Origin of the sequence: Flavobacterium sp. SM2513 (assembly GCF_050908145.1) — a bacterium.
In the GTDB taxonomy this organism is placed as follows: Bacteria; Bacteroidota; Bacteroidia; order Flavobacteriales; family Flavobacteriaceae; genus Flavobacterium.
In genome coordinates this window covers 2,468,131-2,490,372 of record NZ_CP194228.1, presented here as the reverse complement: position 1 = coordinate 2,490,372, position 22,242 = coordinate 2,468,131, and the positions used below count along the sequence as shown (strand labels likewise).

Genomic DNA, 22,242 nt, shown 5'->3' with positions numbered 1-22,242 from the left:
ACTAAGTATTTGATTTACGTTTTGTTCTATTTCAATGCTTTAATGAGGAGTCTGTTACTGCAGGCTCCTTTTCTTTTACCTGTACTTCTTTTCTATTTTCACACTGTTTTTTTGTTTTATTAATTTTGTTTCATTTATAAAGTTTACTCGTGTAATCAAACTATCTAAAGGCTCATCTTTCCTTAATTTAAAAGAATACAAATAGCCTTTTTTACTATCTTCATCTTTAAAAACAAAAGGTATCTTGTATATTTCCTGCAGTGTCGTAGCCAATTCCTTCCACTGGATTTTCTCTAACACCACTTCATCTTTCCACCACAATTTGGTTATTTCGGCATTTCCCGTATGCTTACGTAGTGTTTTTGCTTTATCACTGTAGGTTACTTTTTGATTGGGTTCTAGGTTTACAGATTCGGTTAGTGAACTGACATTTACTAAACCGGTATTAACGATAACCTCTACTGTAGATTCTATTTGAGTTATACTAAAAGAAGTTCCTAGCACCTTTGTAGCTATGTTACCCGTTTGAATTATAAAAGGTTTTTCTGGATTTTTAGTGACTTCAAAAAACGCTTGACCTTTTAATTTTACAAATCGAACAGAATCCGTAAATTCTTGAGGATATTCCACAGTGCTGTTTCCGTTTAAGATTACAAGAGATCCATCTGGTAAATAAATTTTTGTTTGTTCGTCTCCTCTCGTTTTTTTTGTCATCTGCGAAATATTCTTAGTAGCATTGAAATTAACGAGATTCAACGCAATTAGACTAGCTAGTCCTATGCTTACCATTAAAAGTATGGAAGCCGCTCTATTATAACTCCACGTTGATTTGGGTTTCCTCTTTTTTTCGATGGCTTTGTACATACGGTTTTTTAAAGCCAAATCCTTTTTATATTCTATTTCGCCTTCTCCATTATGTTCCATTAATTCAAAAAAATTCTCGACCAGTTTGATCTCCTCGTGCGAGGCTGTACCCTCTTCGTGTTTTTTTAAGATTTCTTTAAAATCGTTTTCTTTCATAGCTGTATTTTAGTTGTCCCACAATGGGTCTTTACTATGAAGTACCCAAAATAAAGATTACCCCTATGTTTTTTTTTGATGGTAAAGGTTTAGTAACTTAGCTAACATTCTAGTAACAGATAACCGTAAAATCAATTCGGTTTCACAACATTAATTAAACAATCTCAATTTAAATTTGATCTGTTTAACCACGGCAAATTTTAAGCACCATTAGTTAATTCGACGGCTTACAGAAGATGTAGGTATAGGAAGATAGTTGTTATTTAAAAATTTAAATAACAAGTGTGTTGCAAAAGTGTGCAAAGAACATTAACGAAAAAGCGAATACATCCCAGCCAAAACCAGTTGAATTAGAATTATTTCAGAATTATAAATTCCAGATGTTCGGATTACTTTTAATGCTTTATTGAGCTGGTTATCTACCGTACTTATGGAAATTCCCAAAGCAGCCGCTATTTCCTTATAACTCAGATTTTCTTCAAAGCGAAGTTTAAAAATTTGCAGGCATTTTTCGGGTAAAACTTCGTTTGCCAGCAAGTCGATTTTCTCTAAAAGAAGCTGGTTTTCTTCCTCCCTTTTATGAGTAAAATCGTATTCCTCAACATGTGAAGCAACTTCTAAAATCTCTAGTTGCACTTCTGTAAAAGGTAAGCTTCTTAATTTTTTAGAACACTGAAATTTCACTGCTTTGAATAAGTAACCGCGGTAATGTTTAATTTCTAAATCATCTAGTCTGTTCCATAGGTCTAAAAACACTTCTTGGGTAACATCTTCGGCAGCCTCTTTGGATTCTAAAATAGATTTTGCATGGGCAAATAGTTGGTACCAATACGCATTGTACGCATTATTAAAATCTTGTTTTTTGCCCATAAAAATTGCCTTTTGCAGTATAAACGATTTGTGCAAATAAAAAGCATTCGTTGTAAAGTCTATTTGTATTGGTATTATTATTCGGTTAAGTTAAAATTATAAAAATGACAAACTTGAACAAACCTTATTCCATTCGCAGAGGGATGTGCGTTTTTATAGAAAATCTTTGAGAATGATGTTGTTCTGGAAATTTAGATGCTGCGAAGTGGGAGACATTCGTGGAGGGGTTATGAATTATGAGTTTTGAATTATCAATTATGAGTTATGAATTATGAGTTGGGAGTTGTTGGGAGGAATGAATAGTGATTAGGTTCTTAATAATGCACATAGAGGTTACATGCTGCGTGTTCCCAGTTGCAGAGCCGCGTTGCAAACGCTGCCTTTTGTTATACTATCATAAGTAGGTACTCGATGCAATCGAGCACCAGAGGGGTGTCCGTGTTGCAAAACATGAAACTTGCATCGAATAGCGGTATTTGATCAACGAGGTCCGCCTGCTTGGTATCTTGGCGGTAGCCAAAACAAAAGTTCCTGTAAAAACTGATTTAACGGGTAAGGACACCTGTGCCCGAAGGTGAAGGAAAACACGCAAAAACCATCTTGATTTTACTCCACAAAAAAAGAGGACACTTAGTCCTCTTGAAATCTACTCAAACAACTTATCGATAACTCCATAAGTGTTAACAACATGTAATCGGTTCCAGCCTGTCCGCCGTGGAGGATTCAACACAGGATTACCTCATTGATTTCTATTTATTCTAGTATTCGGTGATTTGCAATTCATTACTTCGTCAGTTCGCTGTCGCTCGTGTGTTCGGCTTCCAGCCGCAACGAAATCCTAGCTGTTGTAAGTAGTTTTATTCCTCTGATTTATTCGTGTCCAACATTTTGATTATTGTATTTTGAAACTTTTCTGGCTCATCTTGATGTATTTGATGCCCAGAATTTTTAAATAAAAATAAATCTTTCTTTGGTGCTTTCAATTCTTCAAAATATTCTTCTGTAATTTTTGTCGATGTTTGAATATCGTTTTTGCCTACGAAAAAATAAACTGGACAGTCCACTTTCTTTAAAGTCTTTGGTAAATCAATATTCATTACTTCGTTCCACACAGGCGACCAAGTTTTTGACCATTGAAGAAAACCGTTTTTGAAATCATTACTTGTTGCAAATTCTTTACCCTCTTTATAAAAAAGCCATTTTCTTAAATAAAACAGGTCTTCGTCAGTTGTAAAAGGAATTTTTACGCTCGCTAATTCTTTAAGAGCAAGAACATTTTCTTTAAAATGAATTTTCAAAGTTTTGAGTAAATCTTTCTCACTGGGTAATTGACTTATAACTGGATTTACTGCAAAATAAGAATGTAGTAGTTCAGGATGATTTTTAACGATCTGAAAGCCTAAAACATTTCCCCATGAACTGCCTAATAAATATATTTTTTCTTGGTTTAACTCCTTTCTCAGAAAACTTATAACTTGATAAGTGTCCTCTTCCATTTGTTCAACTGACGGTTGTGTCGGTGAAGGATTTAATTTCAATGTTTTTCCTGCATCTCTTTGGTCCCATTGAACAATGGTAAATTTATTTTTCAAAATGTTTGTATAAGAGTCCGCATTCTTCATCATTGAACTTCCTGGACCACCTGATAAAAAGAGTAGTATTGGATTGTTAGAATCATCTGTTTTAATTTCTATGACTTGTTTTATTCCGCCGATTTCAGTTGTCAGAAGCGTGTCAATCTTGACTGAAATATTTTCAGCCTTGAGTTCTTTTTTATTTTGCGAATTACATTCGTAAGTTTGAAATAAGATTGCTAATAGGAGTAATATGAAATTTTTTCTCATTTGCTATATTTAGATTTTGGATTCTTCGATTTTTGTTAAAATTTCTTACAACTAGTAAATATACGCAAGTTTATGTACCTTTTTCAAATTAAACTTTCCTACCTCCCATTCAGTACCCCTTGCGTATTAACCTTCCAAACATAAGCATAATTTTCCAATTGTAATTACGGTTTTCCTCTCGGAGGCATTAGCTGAGCGATGTGTGTTTTTATAGAAAATCTGTAAGGGTGCTGTTGTTCTGGAAACTTAGATGCTGCGAAGTCGGAGACGTTCGCAGAGCGTTAGACTTCGGAGAGCGGGTTCCGTTCAACACGGTTTTCATTGTTCGGCTTCCATCCGCAACGAAATCCTAGCTGTTAACTGCTGGCTTTTAATTTTTTCATTATTCAGGATGTGGCATTTGATCATTTCCGTAATCTTTGCCAATGAAGTAATCATCTATTGTAAAAGTAGAATTTTTCCAAACAGCGCTAAATTCTTTAACCTCTTTTGATGTCTTACTGTAAGTATTATATAAAATCTCTTTAGTTTTAGAATCAAACAATATTAATGGTTTTTCATCATATCCTTCGCCAAATCGTGAAGTCATATTCTTGTTATTCGCAATCCATAAATATTTTCTAGAATTTGTTTCTTTTTCTGTAACAAAGGTTTTCATATCTATTGACTGTCCTTTAAACGCATTAATAGAAGTCCATTTTGTATTTTCATTTTTAACAATGAAAGCTCTTTGTCCCAAATTTTGCATATTCTCAATTAGTAAATAGTTGTTTGAGTCAACTTTTTCAATTTTCAATATAGGTGCATTAGAAGTTAAAGCATCACTTTCAAATATTATTTTGTTTGAATTTTCATCTTTTACGTAGTATTTTCCTTTTCCGTTTAATTTATAATAATAAATAATATAATCCTTTGAATCTACCTTAAATGGTTGTATATAAATTGAAATAAAATTAGATAGTTTGTAATCATAAATTCCATAAAAGGAAATACAATAATTAATATTATTTTCTATCCCTTTATTTAAATAATCTCGCTTTTGTTCGTGAAATGAGTAGGTTTCATTGCCAAAAGAGTACGTCGAACCGCTCTTTATGCCTTTTAGTTTCAAATTATCTAAATTTTTACTGTATGGATTTGTGCAAAACTTTTTGAATGAAGTTTCTAATTTTATTTTATATTTTTCTGTATTTAATTCTGTTTTTTGTAAAGTATCAATTTTATTATTGTCATAACTAATAAAAAACACGAGCTCTTTCTTAAATTCTTTTAACTCATTTTCTTGAGCAAACAAATTTAAATTTATAATTATCAATAAAAGTGTTATTTTTCTCATTTGTAAATTTTTTTAACGGTTGTTTTTTTAAGCTTGCAGTTAACTAGTAAATATATGCAAGTTTATACACTTTTTTCTAATTAAACTTTCCCACCTCCTATTCAGTACCCCTTGCATATTGACTTCCCAAACATAAGCATAATTTTCCAATTGTAATTACGGTTTCCCCTACATCCCAAAGATGTTCGATATTTCAACTCCCATTCCTCCACAACTACCTCATTTTACCCCACAAAAAAAGAGAACCCTAAATCCTCTTCAAACCCATTCAAACACCCTCTCCACAACTCCATAAGTGTTTACGGCATATAATCGGTTCTCCCGATAAAAATCGGGACAGGCAGTCCAACATCATTTTCATTACTTCGTCCGTTAGCAATCGCTCGGGTGTTCGTCCTTCACGGCGAACGGAACCAAACTCTAGCTGTTAGAGGTAGTTTTAATTTTCGTAATATTCAAAAGCGTCAATAATGTCAAGATAAACTCCATCAAAATTTGCATCCAATATTTTTTTAAGATAAGAGTTTTCATTACCGTAAATTAGATTTTGCCATTCAGTATCCCAATATTTTACTTTGTAATTACCTGCCCAATTTGGATTTTCCGCATCTAACCAACTCGGTTTGTTTGTATTCCAATTTGTTTGCCAATAATATCTATAATTTTCTGCTTCTCCAATAGACATATAAGAAATGATTAATCTTTTTCCACCATTAGCTTTGTTTTTTAGTTGTGTAATTTCTGAACTTGTAAATTGTGTTTCGTCTTTAAAAAACAAGTCCATTATGAGTAAATCATAGTTGGTTGAAGTAACAGCGTTAATAAATTCACTTTTTGATGTGAAATTTGTAGGATTGATGAGATACAAGAAATTTTTCACTTCAGATAAATTGGTAACTACAGCATTGTTTTCTTGATGTATCGGATTTGGAAAATTCGGGATATTGTTTAGTTCGCGCTGGTCTGCTGCAAAAGATACATATCCTGCATTTAAATTTTCTAGATATGAATTTGTCATTTTTGATTGCGTGGAACAATAGTCCGTTACTAAAATGGTGTTTCCTGCATTTTTAGATATATCTAATAATCCTTTCAAATAGCTATTATCTATTGAAGATGTTGATTGGTCGTCATTGTCATAACCATAAAATAAATCTTCTTGACCGTTTGCATCTATTGCATTCAAATATGCTGCATCAGGTTTTCCTGAAATAGCTCCATTACTGCTAACCAACTCTATTCCGTTTTGAGGAATTATCAAAAAATTAGGTTTTATCGCTTTTGAATATTGGCTTATTCCAATTACAAATTCTCGCATTTTCTGTTTGAATTCAGTTTCATTGTCACGATCATCATTGTCTTTGCTGCATGATAAAAATGAAAGTATTAATGTTGCTAAAAAAAGTCTCTTGAACCTCATCTATTTTTAATTTATTTTTTAAACGTAAACTTTGGTCAAAAATTGGAGCTAGCTTTCAATTATATTGCTATTTATAGCTAAATCACCAAAAGAACTGCTATTTACCACATCATTTTACACTAAAAAAAATCTATACAGCTTTTATACAAAAAATTACCAACACTAACCCACAAAAAAAGATGCCGAAGCATCTTTTACCATTGGTATTGGATTAAATTTATAATCATTTAAATATTCCTCTTTAATAAAGCCATTTATTCGCTCTACGAAAGCATTTTCAAATGAATTACCATTTTCGGCCGTATTGATTTTGATGTTGCTATTTTTTAATAATCGAACATACAAAGCGCTCCAATATTGTACACCTCTGTCTGAAGGATGCGTGCTTTGAAAACGGCAATCTGGCTCATTCAAAAACTAGAAATTACCATTTTCAACCCTTCAATGGTCTCAACTACCAATTCAATATAACTATGATTAAACTTAAATGCACTTTTATATTTTCCACTTTTTAAAACAGGTAATATTACCTAGTAACGAACAATATCAAATCTTTAAATTTGGAATTGTTAAGCGGTCTCTTTTTCAAATATGAATTTTTATTTTATACTAGAAAAAGAATCTGTTTTAATAAAATGCAAACTTCTAACAACAATAAAACATGATACATAAAAAATTTTTTGGAGAAAAAGCAGAAAAAGTAACCCCAGCCAATCTTGGAGAAGCACTGCAACAGGCTATTGAAATAGAAATAGCGACAATTCCCACCTATCTTTTTACTTATTATTCTATCAATCGGGCACCCTCGCAACAGCAAATGATTAATAGCTTGACTCATGCCTTGCTTGAAATCAAAACAGAAACACCTTACAACTTTGACCAAGCAACAGCCTTAGCTTTAGATTTATCAGCCGAAGTAATGGTCTTTGCAAATAAGGCAGGTGCACTAATAATGAGTGTTGCCATTGAAGAGATGCTGCATATGGCTCTTTCATCCAACTTAAAACAGGCAGTAGCTGGAATGCCTATACTAAACGGAAGGTCGCCTGCAACCTGGCCTGCTGAACTTCCTGGACATCAACCTTCTCTTAAAATAAATACCTCAAGGCTTTCAATGAAACAACTGGAAACGTTTCTAAATATAGAGAAACCCATGAAGCCTAAACAAAAGGACAAGCTTTTATTGAAAGCGTACATTCCGTATCCAACAATTGGGGAATTTTACGAAATGGTTGTGGATTGTCTTGAAAAAAATCCTGAACTCAGATACAATACACATGCACCACAACTAGTTCCTGGAAAAGGTTATTATGCACAGAACAATATTGACACTTTATACTATGACAAGGAGCATAAGCCGGTATTTACAAATGAGGACAATTCAGGCGACCTTATCTGTGTGGCGGATAAAACTTCCGCATTGGATGCAATAAACCTGATAGTAGAACAAGGAGAAGGACAACTTGTAAAAGACGCTCCTTATTTGGATGCAGACAACAACCTTATTTTTTCAGAAGTACTCCAATATGACTTTAGTCCCAAAAAAGGGGAAGAGTCTTCACACTTTGAAAAATTTGCAGAAATCTATCAGAAATATTATGCATTGGAATCACATTATAACAGTTTAAACATCCAAGATATTACTTTCAGTGATTTATTTGTCATGAATATTGCCGACAATCCAACCACATCTGATTATCCAGCCCATATCGCTCCAGTATCTGATCTTATAAACGGTGTTTACACTTATATTTTTGTAATGATTGAGGAATGCTACCGAAAATCAGGAAGTACACAATACGAAACCTTTATGTTCGGAATCCATAAATCCATGATTTTTATTCTGAACTCCCTTTGTGGCGATATCATGAAACTAACATACAAAACGGATGCAGGCATTGAATACAATGCCGCACCTACATTTGAAAACTATCCATTCAGCCCAATAGCGCGACCAAAAAATCAACTGCAAGATCTTTACAAGATCGCTGTTGCAGTATATCCTGCCATCTCTTATCTAGGCAACCGTATCGATGACTTGCCAGATGTTGATTTAAAATAAAAGAACATCAATAATTTTCGTAACAAAATAACCAAATTCTTATGGCTACAATAAAACACAATAAAGAACTATCAATGTGCGGTGGCAGTACCCCTCCGCCTGCAGCACCTGGAGCACCTGCGAATATAAAACCACCCATTGAATTGCACGTTTGTATGGGTTTGAATGCTTGTAAAGGACATGACCGAACAGGGGCTAACAATTGTGCGGGAACAGGTTATTGTGCAACTGCTCAACAGCACAACTGTCAAACGCTTAACAACTGCCGCAATCAAGGTGGATGTGGACTTTACGGAGATGTACCACAACAAGAAAACCCAGGAAACAACAATTGTGCTTGGCAAGGAAGTTGTGCCGTACCTATACAGGCTGAACGATTTAGTACCTTAGGAGCCAATAAGGGTCTAAGTACATGGAAACTGGCTCGGAAGCTTTTTGAAAAAAGGATGAGCGAAGCAAATAGAAATGTAGGACCTGCCCCTTTTGAATGCGGACCTCCGCAAAACTGGTTAGTTTCGATATTGGGATCATACGATTCTTGTGGAAACAGTGGAGATAAAAAATGCTCGTTCGGTTTTAATAATCCGGAAGATCATTCAAAAAATCTTTGCGAGGGCAAATCGGAATAATATAACATGAGTAGCACATCACTAAATTTTAGAGATAAAGTACTATCGATGCCCAATCCCGGTCTTGGATTGGGTTTGAGAAGTGTGCATTTTGATTACATCCTTGATCATACCCCTCCCGTAGATTGGTTTGAAATCATCTCTGAAAATTTCATGGATTCAGGAGGCAGACCTCGCTTTATTTTAAGGACATTGGCCGAACGATATCCATTAGTAATGCATGGTGTTTCGCTGTCAATTGGTAGCACTGATCCTGTAAACTGGGATTATCTGAAGAAACTCAAAACACTCGCTAAAGAAATAAACCCCTTATGGATAAGCGATCATTTATGCTGGACAGGTGTTAACCTTTTAAATACACACGACCTTTTACCAGTAGTACTTAATCAAGAGTCGTTAGAACACATTATTGGTCGAATCAAACAAATTCAAGATTATTTAGAACGTCCACTTATTTTAGAAAACCCCAGTACCTACCTCACTTTTAAGCAATCTACCATTAATGAATGGGATTTTATACGCTATATGGCACAAGAAACAGGTTGCGGGTTACTGCTTGACGTGAACAATGTATATGTATCTGCTTTTAATAATGATTTTGACCCTGTGCACTACATCAAACAGTTGCCGCACGAACAGATTGTGCAGATGCATATAGCGGGCCATCAACATTGTGGAAATTATATAATTGATACACACGACAGGAAAGTGGCAGATGAGGTTTGGGAACTATTTTCACTTGCTTGGCAACTCACTGGAGGCGTAGCCACTTTGCTCGAATGGGATGGGAATATACCCGACTTTGATACCTACCATAGCGAACTGCTCAAGGCTAAAAACTTTAAAGACGGCATCCAAGGTATAAATAAAACTGTATTTCAAGAAGATACGAACAATTTGATTGTCTCCAATCCTGTTGATTTTTTAGTTAATGATATTAAAGTAGCTCTGCGATAAAATGATTGACAATGACGCCATTTCAATAAAGGATGTACAGCAATGGATGCAATCTATGGTGATACAACACCTTCCTATTTCAAACTTTTCCATTAGTACAACCGATATTATAAACGACTCCATCCGGTTAAGTGCTGATCAACATTTGTCTATTTATAGACAAAGCTATATTGCTAGGCTTCGCGAGTGTATGCAATCCCAATTTAAATGCTTGTCCTATGCATTGGGTCATTCACTATTTCAAGATTTTGCTGACCAGTTTTTAGAGATTCATCCCTCTGACAGTTACACACTGAATGATTTAGGGGCAAAATTTACTTCATTCCTTGAAAAAACCCGACCAAAAGATGAAAAGGAAGATTGGCCTGCATTCATGATTGAACTCGCTGGTTTTGAATATACGCTTTCTCAAGCGTTCGACGCAGATGAAATCGCTACCAAAATCCCGAATTTTCATTCAGCAGACGATTTACTCACGCCAGCAGCAAACCTTTTACTTTTTGAACATCAATTTCCAATCTGCAATTTCTATCTTGATTTTAACGCAGGTCTTTCGCCTGAACTTCCGTTTCCGCGGCAAAGCTATTGTGCCGTTTCGAGACAAAACTACAAACTTGGATTATTTCAATTAGGACCTGACCAATATCATTTTTTAAACTTTCTAATTTCTGGTTCCACAATTTTCGAAGCACGGGCTCAATTGATTGCTTTTTTTAACTTTAGCATAAAAGACTTCAACCTCATTTGGCCTATATGGAGAAAAAATTTCATTGCATCGGGTTTTATTGTCGAGAAAGCATAACACAACAAATACCTAAGAAATAAATCAATACCTTTTCATAAAAAAACTGTAAACTCACTATTTAGAGTTTACAGTTTTTTAAATAATTCCATTTTTTATTAAACAAATGTCGCTATTTCTCTAAGTGAAGAGACAGAAGGCAACAGACAATAAGCCGTTCCGCGGGTAACAATAAATTGAGGTAGCGGACCTTTTATAACCAAATTAGTACCATCTTCCATGGGTATAGTGAAATCTATATCAATATTGCCTTGTTCGGAACCGATGCGGTTTGCAACCAATGGATCTTGCGGGGTTTTATTGGCAGGATTAAATACATCACTAAAGTTATTCATGTTGATCCAACCGTAAATTGTTTCAAACTGCGTATTTAAATCCCCACACAAAAACATACCTATCAAGCCACGGTCTGCATCCGCATCAACTGACAAGGGAGGACCATAAGCCATTCCTCTTCTTAGAAGACGAGGTACTGTGGTTGAACCCGCAACATCAACTCCCTCATCCCTAGGATTTGAAACTCTTGTATGGGCAGAAAACGGACATTTCAATCCTTTCATGTCGTCATTAGCTAAATACATAAAATCAGTACTTTTTGAAGTGCTTTGCTCTGGCTTTTCTGGAGAAAGTACCAATGGCGAACCATTACGCCAACGACCGCATAATTTTGCTGCCAACCATTCAATTGTAAATTCTTCTGTCTGCTTAATTTGTGGAGCGATAATTACTGCTTGTTGTTCTAAAAATGTATAAAATGCTTCTGCATCTTGATAAAGTATTCGGAATGCGTTATAACATCCGTTTTTAGCAAATTTTGCCTCTGGACCGGAAAGTGGTCCCGGAATGGGATTCTGTAATGTACTGTATCCGATAAGAAAATTATTCAAATCTTGCTGGTCTTCTCCTGCTGGATCATCATTTAAATTAGGTTCATCAATGGAATCTCTATACCTGAAGTGAATAAAATCAGACGGTACTAATAAATATTGTTCCAACCTACCCGTTTCTGAAAGCAAAGGCTTTAATTCTTTAACCGTTGCATCGCTTTTAGCAACTGCAGCTCCAATAATCTCAGTTATCCGATCTTGTGCTCCAGGATTCATAGCATAGGCATGTACTACGCAATGCACCTCTTCGTTCTTAAACTTTTTATTCCACCACTCCGATGGGTCTCCAGCTCCATAATCACCCAAGGATTGCTGTGCATTATTAGCATCCCAAGGTCCTTTTTTAAACGTTGTTGAAAAACTAGAATTTTGAATATCCAATTCCGGTTTTACAATTGCAATACCGTCAGCTGTTAGACCGATGTTCAGCATAAATTCAGGTTTTAAAGCACCCCAGTCCTCAGCACTCTGAACATAGGGAAGTAAATCCTTAAAAAATCCGCTGATATTTTTAAGTGCAGCTGCACTGCTACTGAAATTAAACATCAGGTGAACCGAGCAAGGATGTGTATATCCGTTAATGATAAGACCTTGAATATCCCCGAGGTCAAGTTGATTAGGAAGTTGGATGTTTTTCATAATATGACGTATAAAAATAGCAGGGCTACAAACCCTGCTATTGTATTAATTTACTAACTAAAATTAAAATTTTGCTACAATCTGCTTCACCGATTGTGGATAAGCATAATAAAGATCTGCAACTTTGCTTACATTACGGTCATTGATAAAGTTAGAGAAAATCGTAAACGTTATATCTTCAGGTTTAGTTGGGAAATTAGCAGGCTTATTTGCCCATAATGAAATCAGCACAAGGAATGCTGTTTTTATTGTATCAGAATTCTTGTAAAAGGCTTCCAGATAAGAGTTCATATTGCCATCAAATTCTGTAATTACCAAAACGCCTGCAATACCTTCCCCATTGCTGTTGGGAACTAGAGCGATACGGGCATAATGCACGATTGCCATTTTATCTAAAGATGCTTTCGTAATTGGACTATTAAAATTTTCATACGCAAATTTTGCGGCTTCTTGTGCCTGAGAAGTCTGATAAATGGGCACATACATTGTTAAAGGATTTACTGGTTGCATAATTATAGTTGATTAAGTGTTTGCCTACTCTATGATTCCGTTTTCAGCATCTCGGATAACTCATTTAGATTATTCTATTATATTAAAAGCTACGGTTGTATGTACTACCAATAATGATTTGAGATTTACAAACCAAAGTTTCTAATTTAGTATAGAAATCGCTAGAAAGAATGAATTTTCTATTCTTCTATTGCTCTTTCTTTTTTTACAAATTTTGTAAAAAAGAGTTTGTTTGTCAATGGCAAAGTGGAACTTGAAAAGTCGGTTTCAATTATAGAACAAGAAAAATCTTCATTTACTTTTAAAACTACAATTCAGTATAAAGTGCTAAATAAACCTTCTCAGTAATGAGAAGGTTTATAAATATAAATGCACTAGTGGTAACTACTACAAACGTACACTCCTTTTTTTATTTATTAATATAAAAGCAGTTGCAACTCCTAATACCAACATCGGGATAAGATAATCATTTATCGGTGCTGGGTCTAATGGTGCATCATCTGGATCACTATCATCACCTGGGTCTTCTGGAAATTGTGCAAACGCACCATTCACTGAAAAGAAAAAAACCACTGTTAATACTAATTTTGTTACTTTACTTAATCTCATTCTTCTAAATTTAATATATTATTTTTTTGTTTACTATTCCCTTTTCTAAAGTTGTGATACGAACTACCAACATTTGATTTCTAGTTAATAAGTGTTCGATTGTTGCTGTTGTGGCATTTACGTCATTTTGTGTATAAACTACTCTTCCTGCTACATCAATTAACTCAATTGTATTCATTACAATTGTACCAGCGTTTATAGTAATACTTTGGTCTTTAACAGCTACAAGAATATTTTTAACCAACATATCCGGATTATCAGTGCCAAGCATTGCTTGATATACAACTTCAAAGCGGTCGTTAGCGATTCCTTCAGTTGCAGTAAAGCTATAAGCAGATTCTTTCAAGCTATGAACAAGTCCAGTTACGTTATCTTTGATGTAGATGTCTTGATTTTCGGCAAACAATCCATCAAAGTTAGAAAGGCTAATAGTATAACTTCCTGCCACATTAGTTTTGAATCCCAATGCTACTGAACTTGCAGCATCAAACGGCAATTCTAGACCTTGAATAGCATATTCCCCACCATTGATTAATGAAGTTAAGGCAACCGGGCTATCATTAAAAGAACTACTGTCAAAACCATTGTCAAAACCTACTGTTGCTCCAGTAACATAACCTATTAATGTTTGACCGATAGTACTTGTACTGTTAGACAAGTTCAACCACAAACGGTGTTTTTCGATTGGTGTGCTTTTCAAGAAAACACCATTGCTCATAAAGCCTCTCATTGAGTTATCAAAAACCAATGAAGTTGCACTTGTGCTTTTTACAAAAAATCCTTGTCCATTACTAATTTGTGGGTTATTTTCAAGAGCTGTTCCCAAATCAGTTAGTCCTGGTTGCACACTTACAAATCCCATGTTATTGAATGTTGCATAACCACTTCCTGTTGCCCCATTTCTTTTTCTCCAATAATAAATAGTTTGTTCTATACCTGGATTACTTATAAAAAATTCAGAAATTAAAATTGGGGACGGGTAAGGATTTCCTACCAAGTTCAATCCGCCATTAACAGTTGAAAGAGGCACTGTAATAGAACCATTTTCGGGTACACCTTTAAATGCTCCCTCAAAAGGAACACCAGGAATAGTATTATTTACATATTCTGGCCAGTTATTAGGACTACGAATAAGATACCCTTTACCTGTAGCAAATGTTTTAGTTAAAACATCTTCTGTAGTGAAAATTTCTTGTACATAATCTCCTACAGTTCCTATTGTGTTATCATAAGAAGAGAATCTGTTAAAAATAGTTTGTGGAGAGAATATTCTAAGATTATGGTTTTCTACTGGTGAAGACCATAACGTATAATCTTGACGGTACAAAGGAAATGAAGTTACATTAACTGTAACAGGTCCTACGTTTTGGTTATCATATAATTGCGTAAGTACTGCGTTGTTTTCTACTACAAAATCAGCTGCAGTAGCATTGTTAGTAATTTTTCCTACGATTCCAACGGCTGCATTTGGCTGTACCGTAAGACTTCCGTTTGCCGTAATTTCCAATTCACAAGTAGTAAGTTGTTGAGCAACTACTAAATCAGCATCAATAATAGCTTTATGACCAAAACTTGGAATTCCATTGCTCCATGCTGTTCCGTTCCATGTCGTGTTAATTAAAACTGGGTTTTCAAAATCAACTACTACACTTTGTGAAAACGAACAATCACCCAAACTTGCAGTTAAGGTATACGTACCTGAAGTGGAAACGTTTGTATTAAGTTGATTTGTAGGTCCAACTATTGTCCCACCATTACTAGCGGTCCATAGTACATTTGCTTCTACAGGAGTAAGTTGTGGAGCTTGAAAGTTAGAAATAACAACCGTGGCAGCACCTGCAACATTATCAGTTGTATGCATTCTTAAAACAAAAGTAGCTCCTTCTGTAACTTCAAGGGTTATTGTTCCTGATTGAGTAGAAGAACCATCGGTATCATAATCCGTAAATGTCGTAACTAAATTATTATAAACGAATTGTGGAATGTCGTATTGTGGACCCTCATCAGAAGTAGTATAACTCCAATTAAAACTTAATGTGCCCGATGCAGGTATAGTAATACTATAATCCGTAGTACCTGAAGTATTTGTATCATTATTACCTGAAGTTATATTTAAAGAGGCAGGTGCATCGGTAGTATTGACATTTCCATCGGCATTAGTATTAGTAAATATCCAATTTGATGGAGCATAATCAGCTGTGAAATCTGCAACAGATTCAACAGATTCAACAACACCTGATAAAGACCCTGGTATTCCAGGAACACATGGAACCAATGGTTGTGCAATAGTGACTACATAATTTACCTCACTTATTACTGCTTCACCCGTCATAGTAGTTGTTCCTGCATCATTTGCATTTGTTGCTTGAACTGTATAACTACCACTTGCTGTAAAAGTTCCGAAAGAAAGTGCAGTACCTGTACCTGCAACGACATCGCCTACATTATTAGCATTTAATTTTAATTGATAGTTTACACCCACTTCACTATCTGAAAGTCCTATAGTTACACTTGTAGTGCCAGAGCAAATTCCTCCGCCACCGGTAACGTCAAAAGCCGTTGGTGCTGTTGCTGGTGCATTTAATGTTACAGAAGTTTCAGATTCGCATCCATTAGCATCTGTAATGGTACAGGTGTAAGTGCCAGGTGTTAATCCTGTAACAGAAGCTGTTTGTGCTCCGTTACTCCATAAATAGGTATAAGAACCTGTTCCCCCAGTTGCTGATGCTGTTAATGCACCATCAGTACCACCTGAGGTTACCTCACTATCAATTACCGCACTTGCTACTAAGACACTTGGTTCTATAATAGTAATTGATGCAACTAATGTTCCAAGATTAAAATTAGAATTAAAACCACATCCATTGGAATCTACAGCATAAAGGTTATAAGTCCCCGCTTGCACTCCAGAAAGCGTAGTAGATGTCGAGCCGTTACTCCATTGATACGTATAACTACCAGAACCACCTGCAACAGTAACTTCTGCTGCACCATTGGAGCCACCATTACAAGATACGTTAGTTTGCGAAACAACGGTACCTGTTAAAGCTGCTGGTTCTGTAATCGTAAAATTCTTTTGAGTAGAACAACCGTTCATATCGGTTATAATTACCGAATAACCTCCTGATGAAAGACCTGTAACTGCCGCAGAAGTGGCACCTGTAGACCATAAATAAGTATATCCTCCTGCACCACCAGAAGCATTCACACTTGCACTACCGTTAGAATCACCATTGCAAGCCACGTTGGTTTGTGAGGTAGTAGCCGTTAAAGCTGATTCTTGTGTAATAGTAAAATTCTTTTGAATAGAGCAACTGTTAGCATCTGTTATTGTTACCGTATAGTCACCTGCGGCACGACCCGTTGTTGTTGCACCAGTTCCTCCCGTAGGCGACCACGAATAGGTATATCCACCTGCACCGCCAGAAGCAACTACACTTGCTGTACCATTAGTTCCACCGTTGCAACTCACATTAGTTTGAGATTGTGTAGCCGTTAAAGCTGATTCTTGTGTAATAGTAAAATTCTTTTGAATAGAGCAACTGTTGGCGTCTGTTATAGTTACCGTATAGTTGCCTGCTGCACGACCTGTTGTAGTTGCTCCTGTTCCTCCCGTAGGTGACCATGAATAGGTATATCCACCTGCACCACCAGAAGCAACTACGCTTGCTGTACCATTAGTTCCACCGTTGCAACTCACATTGGTTTGAGATTGCGTAGCCGTTAAAGCGGATTCTTGTGTAATAGTAAAATTCTTTTGAATAGAGCAACTGTTAGCATCTGTAATAGTTACTGTATAGTTGCCTGCTGCACGACCGGTTGTTGTAGCGCCAGTACCTCCCGTAGGCGACCATGAATAGGTATATCCGCCTGCACCGCCAGAAGCAACTACGCTTGCTGTACCATTAGTTCCACCGTTGCAACTTACGTTGGTTTGAGATTGCGTAGCCGTTAAAGCTGATTCTTGTGTAATAGTAAAATTCTTTTGAATAGAGCAACTGTTAGCGTCTGTTATAGTTACCGTATAATTACCTGCGGAACGACCGGTTGTTGTTGCACCTGTTCCTCCGGTAGGTGACCATGAATAGGTATATCCGCCTGCACCGCCAGAAGCAACTACGCTTGCTGTACCATTAGTTCCACCGTTGCAACTTACGTTGGTTTGTGAAGTAGTAGCCGTTAAAGCTGATGGTTGAGAAAGTGTAATGTTTTTTTGTAAAGTACATCCGTTAGCATCCGTTATCGTTACCGCATAATTGCCTGCTGAACGACCTGTTATTGTTGCAGTAGTAGCTCCCGAAGGTGACCATGAATAGGTATATCCACCCGCACCACCTGAAGGAGTTACAGATAAAACACCATTGCTTCCCCCGTTACAACTCACGTTGGTTTGTAAGGTAGTAGCCGTTAGAGCGGCTGGTTGTGTTATGTTAAACGTAACACTACCTGTAGCTCCATTAGCATCAGTAACTGTACAAGTATGTTGCCCTGCTGAAAGTCCTGTTACAGCTGCTGTACCATCACCTGTAGGTGTTCCTGTCCAATCATAAGTAAAAGGTCCTGTTCCATTTGCTATAGAAACAGCGGCTGCTCCGGTGGCACCTCCATTACAAGCAATATTTGTCTGTGAATTGAAACTTACTGTAAATCCAGGTTGCCATGACATAGCATCTAAAGCGACATAAGCATAACCACCTGTAGTTGTAATAACATATTGATCTATCGTACTATTGGAATTATTCGAGCCTCCAAAATTAACCATATTTATAAAAGTAAAACCGTTATTGACTCCAAAGCTGGTATTAAAAGGAGAATTTGCGGTTGCAGTAAATTTCTCAACACCACCTAATTTTCCAGTAATGGTCACTGATCCTGATACATTAAAATTAAGATTGGATTGAGACAAGAATAAATAAAGGCTTTTAAGGGCAAAAGTACCTTGTGCAGCTGTTATTGTAAATTGCACGGGTACATTAAAAGTAGTAGAACCACTATTATCAATAAACCTGTTATCAGGAGCGGAGCCGTTCCAACCTCCTCCTGAAAACAGGAAGACATCAAAAACAGAGTTGGTCTGACTCGTAATATTAAAAACCCTACCATTATCGGTAAAGCTGGTTGAGCCGACTGTCTCGGTTTCAAAAGTTTCTGTGGTTTGCGACCAAAGTGAACTGAAAAACAGTAAATAGGTTACTATTATTAAGTAGATTTTTTTCATTGGAATTAATTTTTATATTGTTTATTTTTTAAACTATATTGCTATCCTTTAACTGACAGCAACTTTTTTATGCGATTAACTGAACTGCGAACTATTGCAAATGAAATCATCTCTTCAAATGGGATAAATGCGAACGTAGAAGCAGTAAAAAAACTGTCCAAGTTCTACCAACAGATTACCGCAGATAAGAACAACTTCGATATTGCTGCTGATAATGAAAAATATGTTGCAGGCGGCCAAGCCCTTTCAACTTATCACGCTGCGGTCTGCACCGATGATTATTTGCGTACCTGTTATTTTATAAAAGGCGTTTACAAGGCAATCATTACTTTACAATTGGATTTTCCGAACCGACCTATAAAAATCATTTACGCAGGTTCGGGCCCTTTTGCGACTTTGCTTTTACCTCTACTCCCTTTGCTTAGTGAAAAGGCAGTTGAAGCAATTATTTTAGACATCAATTCATCATCCGTTTCGTCTGTAAAAAAACTCATTGCTCTTTTAAATTTGAATCAGTACAGAATCAGCGTGGTGCAAACGGATGCCACAACCTATCAAAAGCCTGAAGGATGGGAGATTGACCTCTTTGTTACTGAAACAATGCATTATGGACTTACCGCCGAACCACAGGTTTCTATAACTAAAAACTTCCTTCCTCAATTACTCCCTCATACTATTCTTATTCCGAATCAAATTCACATTGATTTGGTTTATACCTTCTTCGGTAAAGAGCCTTTTATAAAATTCAATCAGCACCCGTTGGAAACTACAAAGCTTCAAGATGAATCTTCTCGCAATCACGTGGACCGCTTATTTTCAATCGATAAAAATGCGACGGAGCTCTTGAATAACCATCAGATTCAAACCAAATATTATCCAGTTCCCGATGACCTTAGTATTTATCCAGACCTTACCGTATTTACAGAAATCAACATTTTTGAAGATTTAACTTTAAAAACTGCCGAATCGGTACTTACAAATCCCTATTGCATTACTTCCTTTTATCATCTAAAAGCCCACCGTGAATTTCAGTTAATCTATGATTACAGTGAAACACCAAAGTGGGCCATAAGTTTGAGAAATTAAGTATTAGGGACGAGGAGGATAAATCCCCTCTACACAGATGACATAATTCATTGCCATATAGGGTTGCATATTATTAATAGGTGTTCCGCCTCCTACCATATCTTCCGTAGCCATAGCATTACTCATTAGCACGTCTGGCGTGGCGTCCGAATACCCTAATGAATTATCGAAATTACGACCATCCATTTTTCCACAAGTGGCAGGTACTGATGTCGAACCTGGTGTGCTTTGCGTTGCATTAGCTGTACTTGCATGCAATTTTGGATTGTGTTGGTGAGGAGGAATATTTACAATATCCAACTTAGTAGTTTCAGTTCCTCCAACTTGAGCTAAGTCGTATCTAGAACCCGATCTTGAAACACCCGTTCCAATAGGCGTTTGTCCGCTCAAATTTGGCAATGCAAAAGTAGTAATTCCATCTCCTCCATAATTAGTTCCTAAAATAGAGAACAACGCTTGGTACTGCGCAATGGACAACAGTTGTCCTTGACAAAAAAACCAACCTCTTGGAGCAAATGTGCCTCCAAAAATTTTAATAATTCCAATAAATTCGTCCATGATTTTTATAAATTAAGGTTAATGCGTACAAATCTATAAAAGGAAAATTTTGGAATAACAGGTAAAATTACCTGTTTTAAAAATTCTATGCTGTATAAATTTACACTCGTTATTCATCTAAAAGCCCACCTTGAATTTAAATTATTCTACGATTACAAGAGCAAACACTAAAGTGGGCAATACGTTTAAGAAATTAAATATTACGGACGTGAAGGATATAATCCATATATGCAGATGATATAATTTATCCCCATATAGGGCTGCATGTTATTAATAGGTGAGCCACCTCCTACTACATCTTCAGTAGCCATTGCATTACTCATTACTACGTCCGGTGTTGCGTCCGAATAGCCAAGCGAGTTATCGAAATTACGACCATCAAGTTTTCCACATGTGGCAGGTACCGATGTGGATCCTGGTGTGCTCTGTGTTGCATTGGCTGTACTTGCATGCAACTTCGGATTGTGTTGGTGAGGAGGGATATTCATAATGGACAACCTCGTAGTTTCGCTTCCTCCCTGTTGACCTAATTCGTATCTAGAACCAGAAGTTGCACTACCCGTACCAATGGGTGCCAATCCGCTTAGATTTGGCAAAGCAAAAGTAGTCACGCCATCACCGCCATAAGTAGTTCCTAAAAGAGAAAACAAAGCACTATTTTGTGCAATTGACAACAATTGCCCTTGACAAAACATCCAGTATTTGGGTGCAAATGTACCTGCAAAAATCTTAATCATTCCCATAAATTCGTCCATAATTTTTATAAATTAAAGTTAATAGGCACAAATCTATAAAAGGAACAATTTATACTAACAGGTAAAATTACCTGTTTTAAAAAATTTTACAAGGCTTAAATTTACACCGATTATATATCTGAAAAGAAATATAGGAAATGCATTCACAGTTTATTTTTGTTAAAAAAAACAAAAAAAATACTAAAATTAAATTGGTGGCTAGTAATTAAAATTCTACTTTTGAGTAAAATTAGTCCCAATAAACCAAACCAATACGAAACGTAAACAAACAAAAATTATGGAATTCAACAATTTACAAGATGTCATCAGTTGCCTTAGAGAATGGGAAACCATCCGAAATAATCCTAGCGAGGTAATCCAATACTTAAGTTTGGGCAACCATTTTGCATACAAGAGAGATATGCCACAAGCAAACCAAATGCACGTATATCCTGGAGTATGCAAAGCAGAGGGTACTTTTTACATTTTTATGCTTGACGCAGCGGCTGACATAAACAGCAGCGAAGCCACTTTATTTAATGCCATTACTATTTGTCAGGTAAAAAACAGTTTAGGAAATTCGGATGAAATTCCGGAAGCGCAAGCATTGAAAAGAATGGATGACTGGAAAAAAAGTTTTTCACAATGGGCTACCAATCAAATAAACAATAGACAACAAACCCAAGGTATTTTTAAAGCGTTCAATATGCCTTCTTCATATATAGAGCGAAATGTGAATTATTCTACCTTCTTTGCATTAAGAGAAGACAGTACGAATGTGACCGGGTATATTGCCGACCTTATTACAGTCGACCATTCAAAATCATCGGTTGCATTTTATGATACAGTACTACCAGTACCTCCTTTTGGTACACTTTCACAAAATAGCTTTTATTTATTAAGTATGGTATAAGAAGGATTGTATGACTTTTATCCAATTTTTCACTATAAGCACTTTAGTGGTGCCCTTTTTGTTGCTATTTGGAATCCTCGTTGGCGTCTATTACTACCCTTTTTTGGATAAAAAAGTACAGTACCTAGTTGTTTATCTTTCTATTTGC

18 protein-coding genes are annotated in these 22,242 nt (G+C 36.0%); 6 read left to right on the top strand and 12 right to left on the bottom strand.

The genetic code is table 11. The features are described from left to right. Positions 1 to 75: 75 nt before the first annotated feature. From ACQ5J2_RS10445 to ACQ5J2_RS10420, 6 genes are all read right to left on the bottom strand, one after another. Positions 76 to 1,020 carry a FecR family protein gene (locus ACQ5J2_RS10445; protein WP_432670348.1) on the bottom strand — a complete coding sequence of 315 codons (945 nt, stop codon included), beginning with the start codon at positions 1,018 to 1,020 and terminating at the stop codon, positions 76 to 78. Between the two features lie 309 nt (positions 1,021 to 1,329). After that, complete coding sequence (locus tag ACQ5J2_RS10440; RefSeq protein ID WP_432670347.1) at positions 1,330 to 1,890, bottom strand: sigma-70 family RNA polymerase sigma factor; 561 nt, start codon at positions 1,888 to 1,890, stop codon at positions 1,330 to 1,332. A gap of 857 nt (positions 1,891 to 2,747) precedes the next feature. Further along, a complete protein-coding gene (locus ACQ5J2_RS10435) occupies positions 2,748 to 3,734 on the bottom strand; it encodes an alpha/beta fold hydrolase (RefSeq protein WP_432670346.1) in 987 nt (328 codons plus the stop codon). A gap of 382 nt (positions 3,735 to 4,116) precedes the next feature. Then, positions 4,117 to 5,070 (bottom strand): hypothetical protein, encoded by a 954-nt coding sequence (locus tag ACQ5J2_RS10430; protein WP_432670345.1) that lies wholly within the window; start codon positions 5,068 to 5,070, stop codon positions 4,117 to 4,119. Between the two features lie 439 nt (positions 5,071 to 5,509). Further along, positions 5,510 to 6,490 (bottom strand): endo alpha-1,4 polygalactosaminidase, encoded by a 981-nt coding sequence (locus ACQ5J2_RS10425; RefSeq protein WP_432670344.1) that lies wholly within the window; start codon positions 6,488 to 6,490, stop codon positions 5,510 to 5,512. Between the two features lie 162 nt (positions 6,491 to 6,652). Further along, complete coding sequence (locus ACQ5J2_RS10420; RefSeq protein ID WP_432670343.1) at positions 6,653 to 6,904, bottom strand: hypothetical protein; 252 nt, start codon at positions 6,902 to 6,904, stop codon at positions 6,653 to 6,655. 247 nt (positions 6,905 to 7,151) lie between these two features. Between ACQ5J2_RS10420 and ACQ5J2_RS10415 the strand changes: the two genes are divergently transcribed. Genes ACQ5J2_RS10415 through ACQ5J2_RS10400 form a run of 4 tightly spaced genes read left to right on the top strand, consistent with a single transcriptional unit; the run spans position 7,152 to position 10,940 of the window. Then, positions 7,152 to 8,552: a ferritin-like domain-containing protein gene (locus ACQ5J2_RS10415; RefSeq protein ID WP_432670342.1), complete on the top strand. Its 1,401-nt coding sequence runs from the start codon at positions 7,152 to 7,154 to the stop codon at positions 8,550 to 8,552. Between the two features lie 41 nt (positions 8,553 to 8,593). After that, positions 8,594 to 9,181, top strand: a complete 588-nt coding sequence (locus ACQ5J2_RS10410) for a hypothetical protein (RefSeq protein WP_432670341.1) — start codon at positions 8,594 to 8,596, stop codon at positions 9,179 to 9,181. A gap of 6 nt (positions 9,182 to 9,187) precedes the next feature. Further along, on the top strand, positions 9,188 to 10,138 hold the full coding sequence (gene bufB, locus ACQ5J2_RS10405) for an MNIO family bufferin maturase (protein ID WP_432670340.1): 951 nt from the start codon (positions 9,188 to 9,190) through the stop codon (positions 10,136 to 10,138). Between the two features lies 1 nt (position 10,139). Next, positions 10,140 to 10,940 carry an HvfC/BufC family peptide modification chaperone gene (locus ACQ5J2_RS10400; protein ID WP_432670339.1) on the top strand — a complete coding sequence of 267 codons (801 nt, stop codon included), beginning with the start codon at positions 10,140 to 10,142 and terminating at the stop codon, positions 10,938 to 10,940. 98 nt (positions 10,941 to 11,038) lie between these two features. On the opposite strand, the gene ACQ5J2_RS10395 is transcribed toward ACQ5J2_RS10400, so the two are convergent. From ACQ5J2_RS10395 to ACQ5J2_RS10380, 4 genes are all read right to left on the bottom strand, one after another. After that, positions 11,039 to 12,466 (bottom strand): Dyp-type peroxidase, encoded by a 1,428-nt coding sequence (locus ACQ5J2_RS10395; protein WP_432670338.1) that lies wholly within the window; start codon positions 12,464 to 12,466, stop codon positions 11,039 to 11,041. Between the two features lie 63 nt (positions 12,467 to 12,529). Further along, a complete protein-coding gene (locus ACQ5J2_RS10390; RefSeq protein WP_432670337.1) occupies positions 12,530 to 12,976 on the bottom strand; it encodes a hypothetical protein in 447 nt (148 codons plus the stop codon). Positions 12,977 to 13,363: 387 nt separating this feature from the next. Next, positions 13,364 to 13,585 carry a hypothetical protein gene (locus tag ACQ5J2_RS10385; protein ID WP_432670336.1) on the bottom strand — a complete coding sequence of 74 codons (222 nt, stop codon included), beginning with the start codon at positions 13,583 to 13,585 and terminating at the stop codon, positions 13,364 to 13,366. Between the two features lie 10 nt (positions 13,586 to 13,595). Next, the gene (locus tag ACQ5J2_RS10380; RefSeq protein WP_432670335.1) at positions 13,596 to 18,803 is read right to left on the bottom strand and encodes a beta strand repeat-containing protein; all 5,208 of its coding nucleotides are present in this window, start codon (positions 18,801 to 18,803) and stop codon (positions 13,596 to 13,598) included. Between the two features lie 69 nt (positions 18,804 to 18,872). Here ACQ5J2_RS10380 and ACQ5J2_RS10375 point away from each other — a divergent pair, with 69 nt between their 5' ends. Then, positions 18,873 to 19,889, top strand: coding sequence for a hypothetical protein (locus tag ACQ5J2_RS10375; RefSeq protein WP_432670334.1), 1,017 nt, complete (start codon positions 18,873 to 18,875; stop codon positions 19,887 to 19,889). Between the two features lie 3 nt (positions 19,890 to 19,892). Here the strand turns inward: ACQ5J2_RS10375 and ACQ5J2_RS10370 are convergent, their stop codons facing one another. Next, positions 19,893 to 20,447: a phage tail protein gene (locus ACQ5J2_RS10370; protein WP_432670333.1), complete on the bottom strand. Its 555-nt coding sequence runs from the start codon at positions 20,445 to 20,447 to the stop codon at positions 19,893 to 19,895. Between the two features lie 200 nt (positions 20,448 to 20,647). Continuing rightward, positions 20,648 to 21,202 (bottom strand): phage tail protein, encoded by a 555-nt coding sequence (locus ACQ5J2_RS10365; RefSeq protein ID WP_432670332.1) that lies wholly within the window; start codon positions 21,200 to 21,202, stop codon positions 20,648 to 20,650. Positions 21,203 to 21,479: 277 nt separating this feature from the next. Here ACQ5J2_RS10365 and ACQ5J2_RS10360 point away from each other — a divergent pair, with 277 nt between their 5' ends. Then, positions 21,480 to 22,094 carry a hypothetical protein gene (locus ACQ5J2_RS10360; RefSeq protein WP_432670331.1) on the top strand — a complete coding sequence of 205 codons (615 nt, stop codon included), beginning with the start codon at positions 21,480 to 21,482 and terminating at the stop codon, positions 22,092 to 22,094. The last annotated feature ends 148 nt before the right edge of the window (positions 22,095 to 22,242 follow it).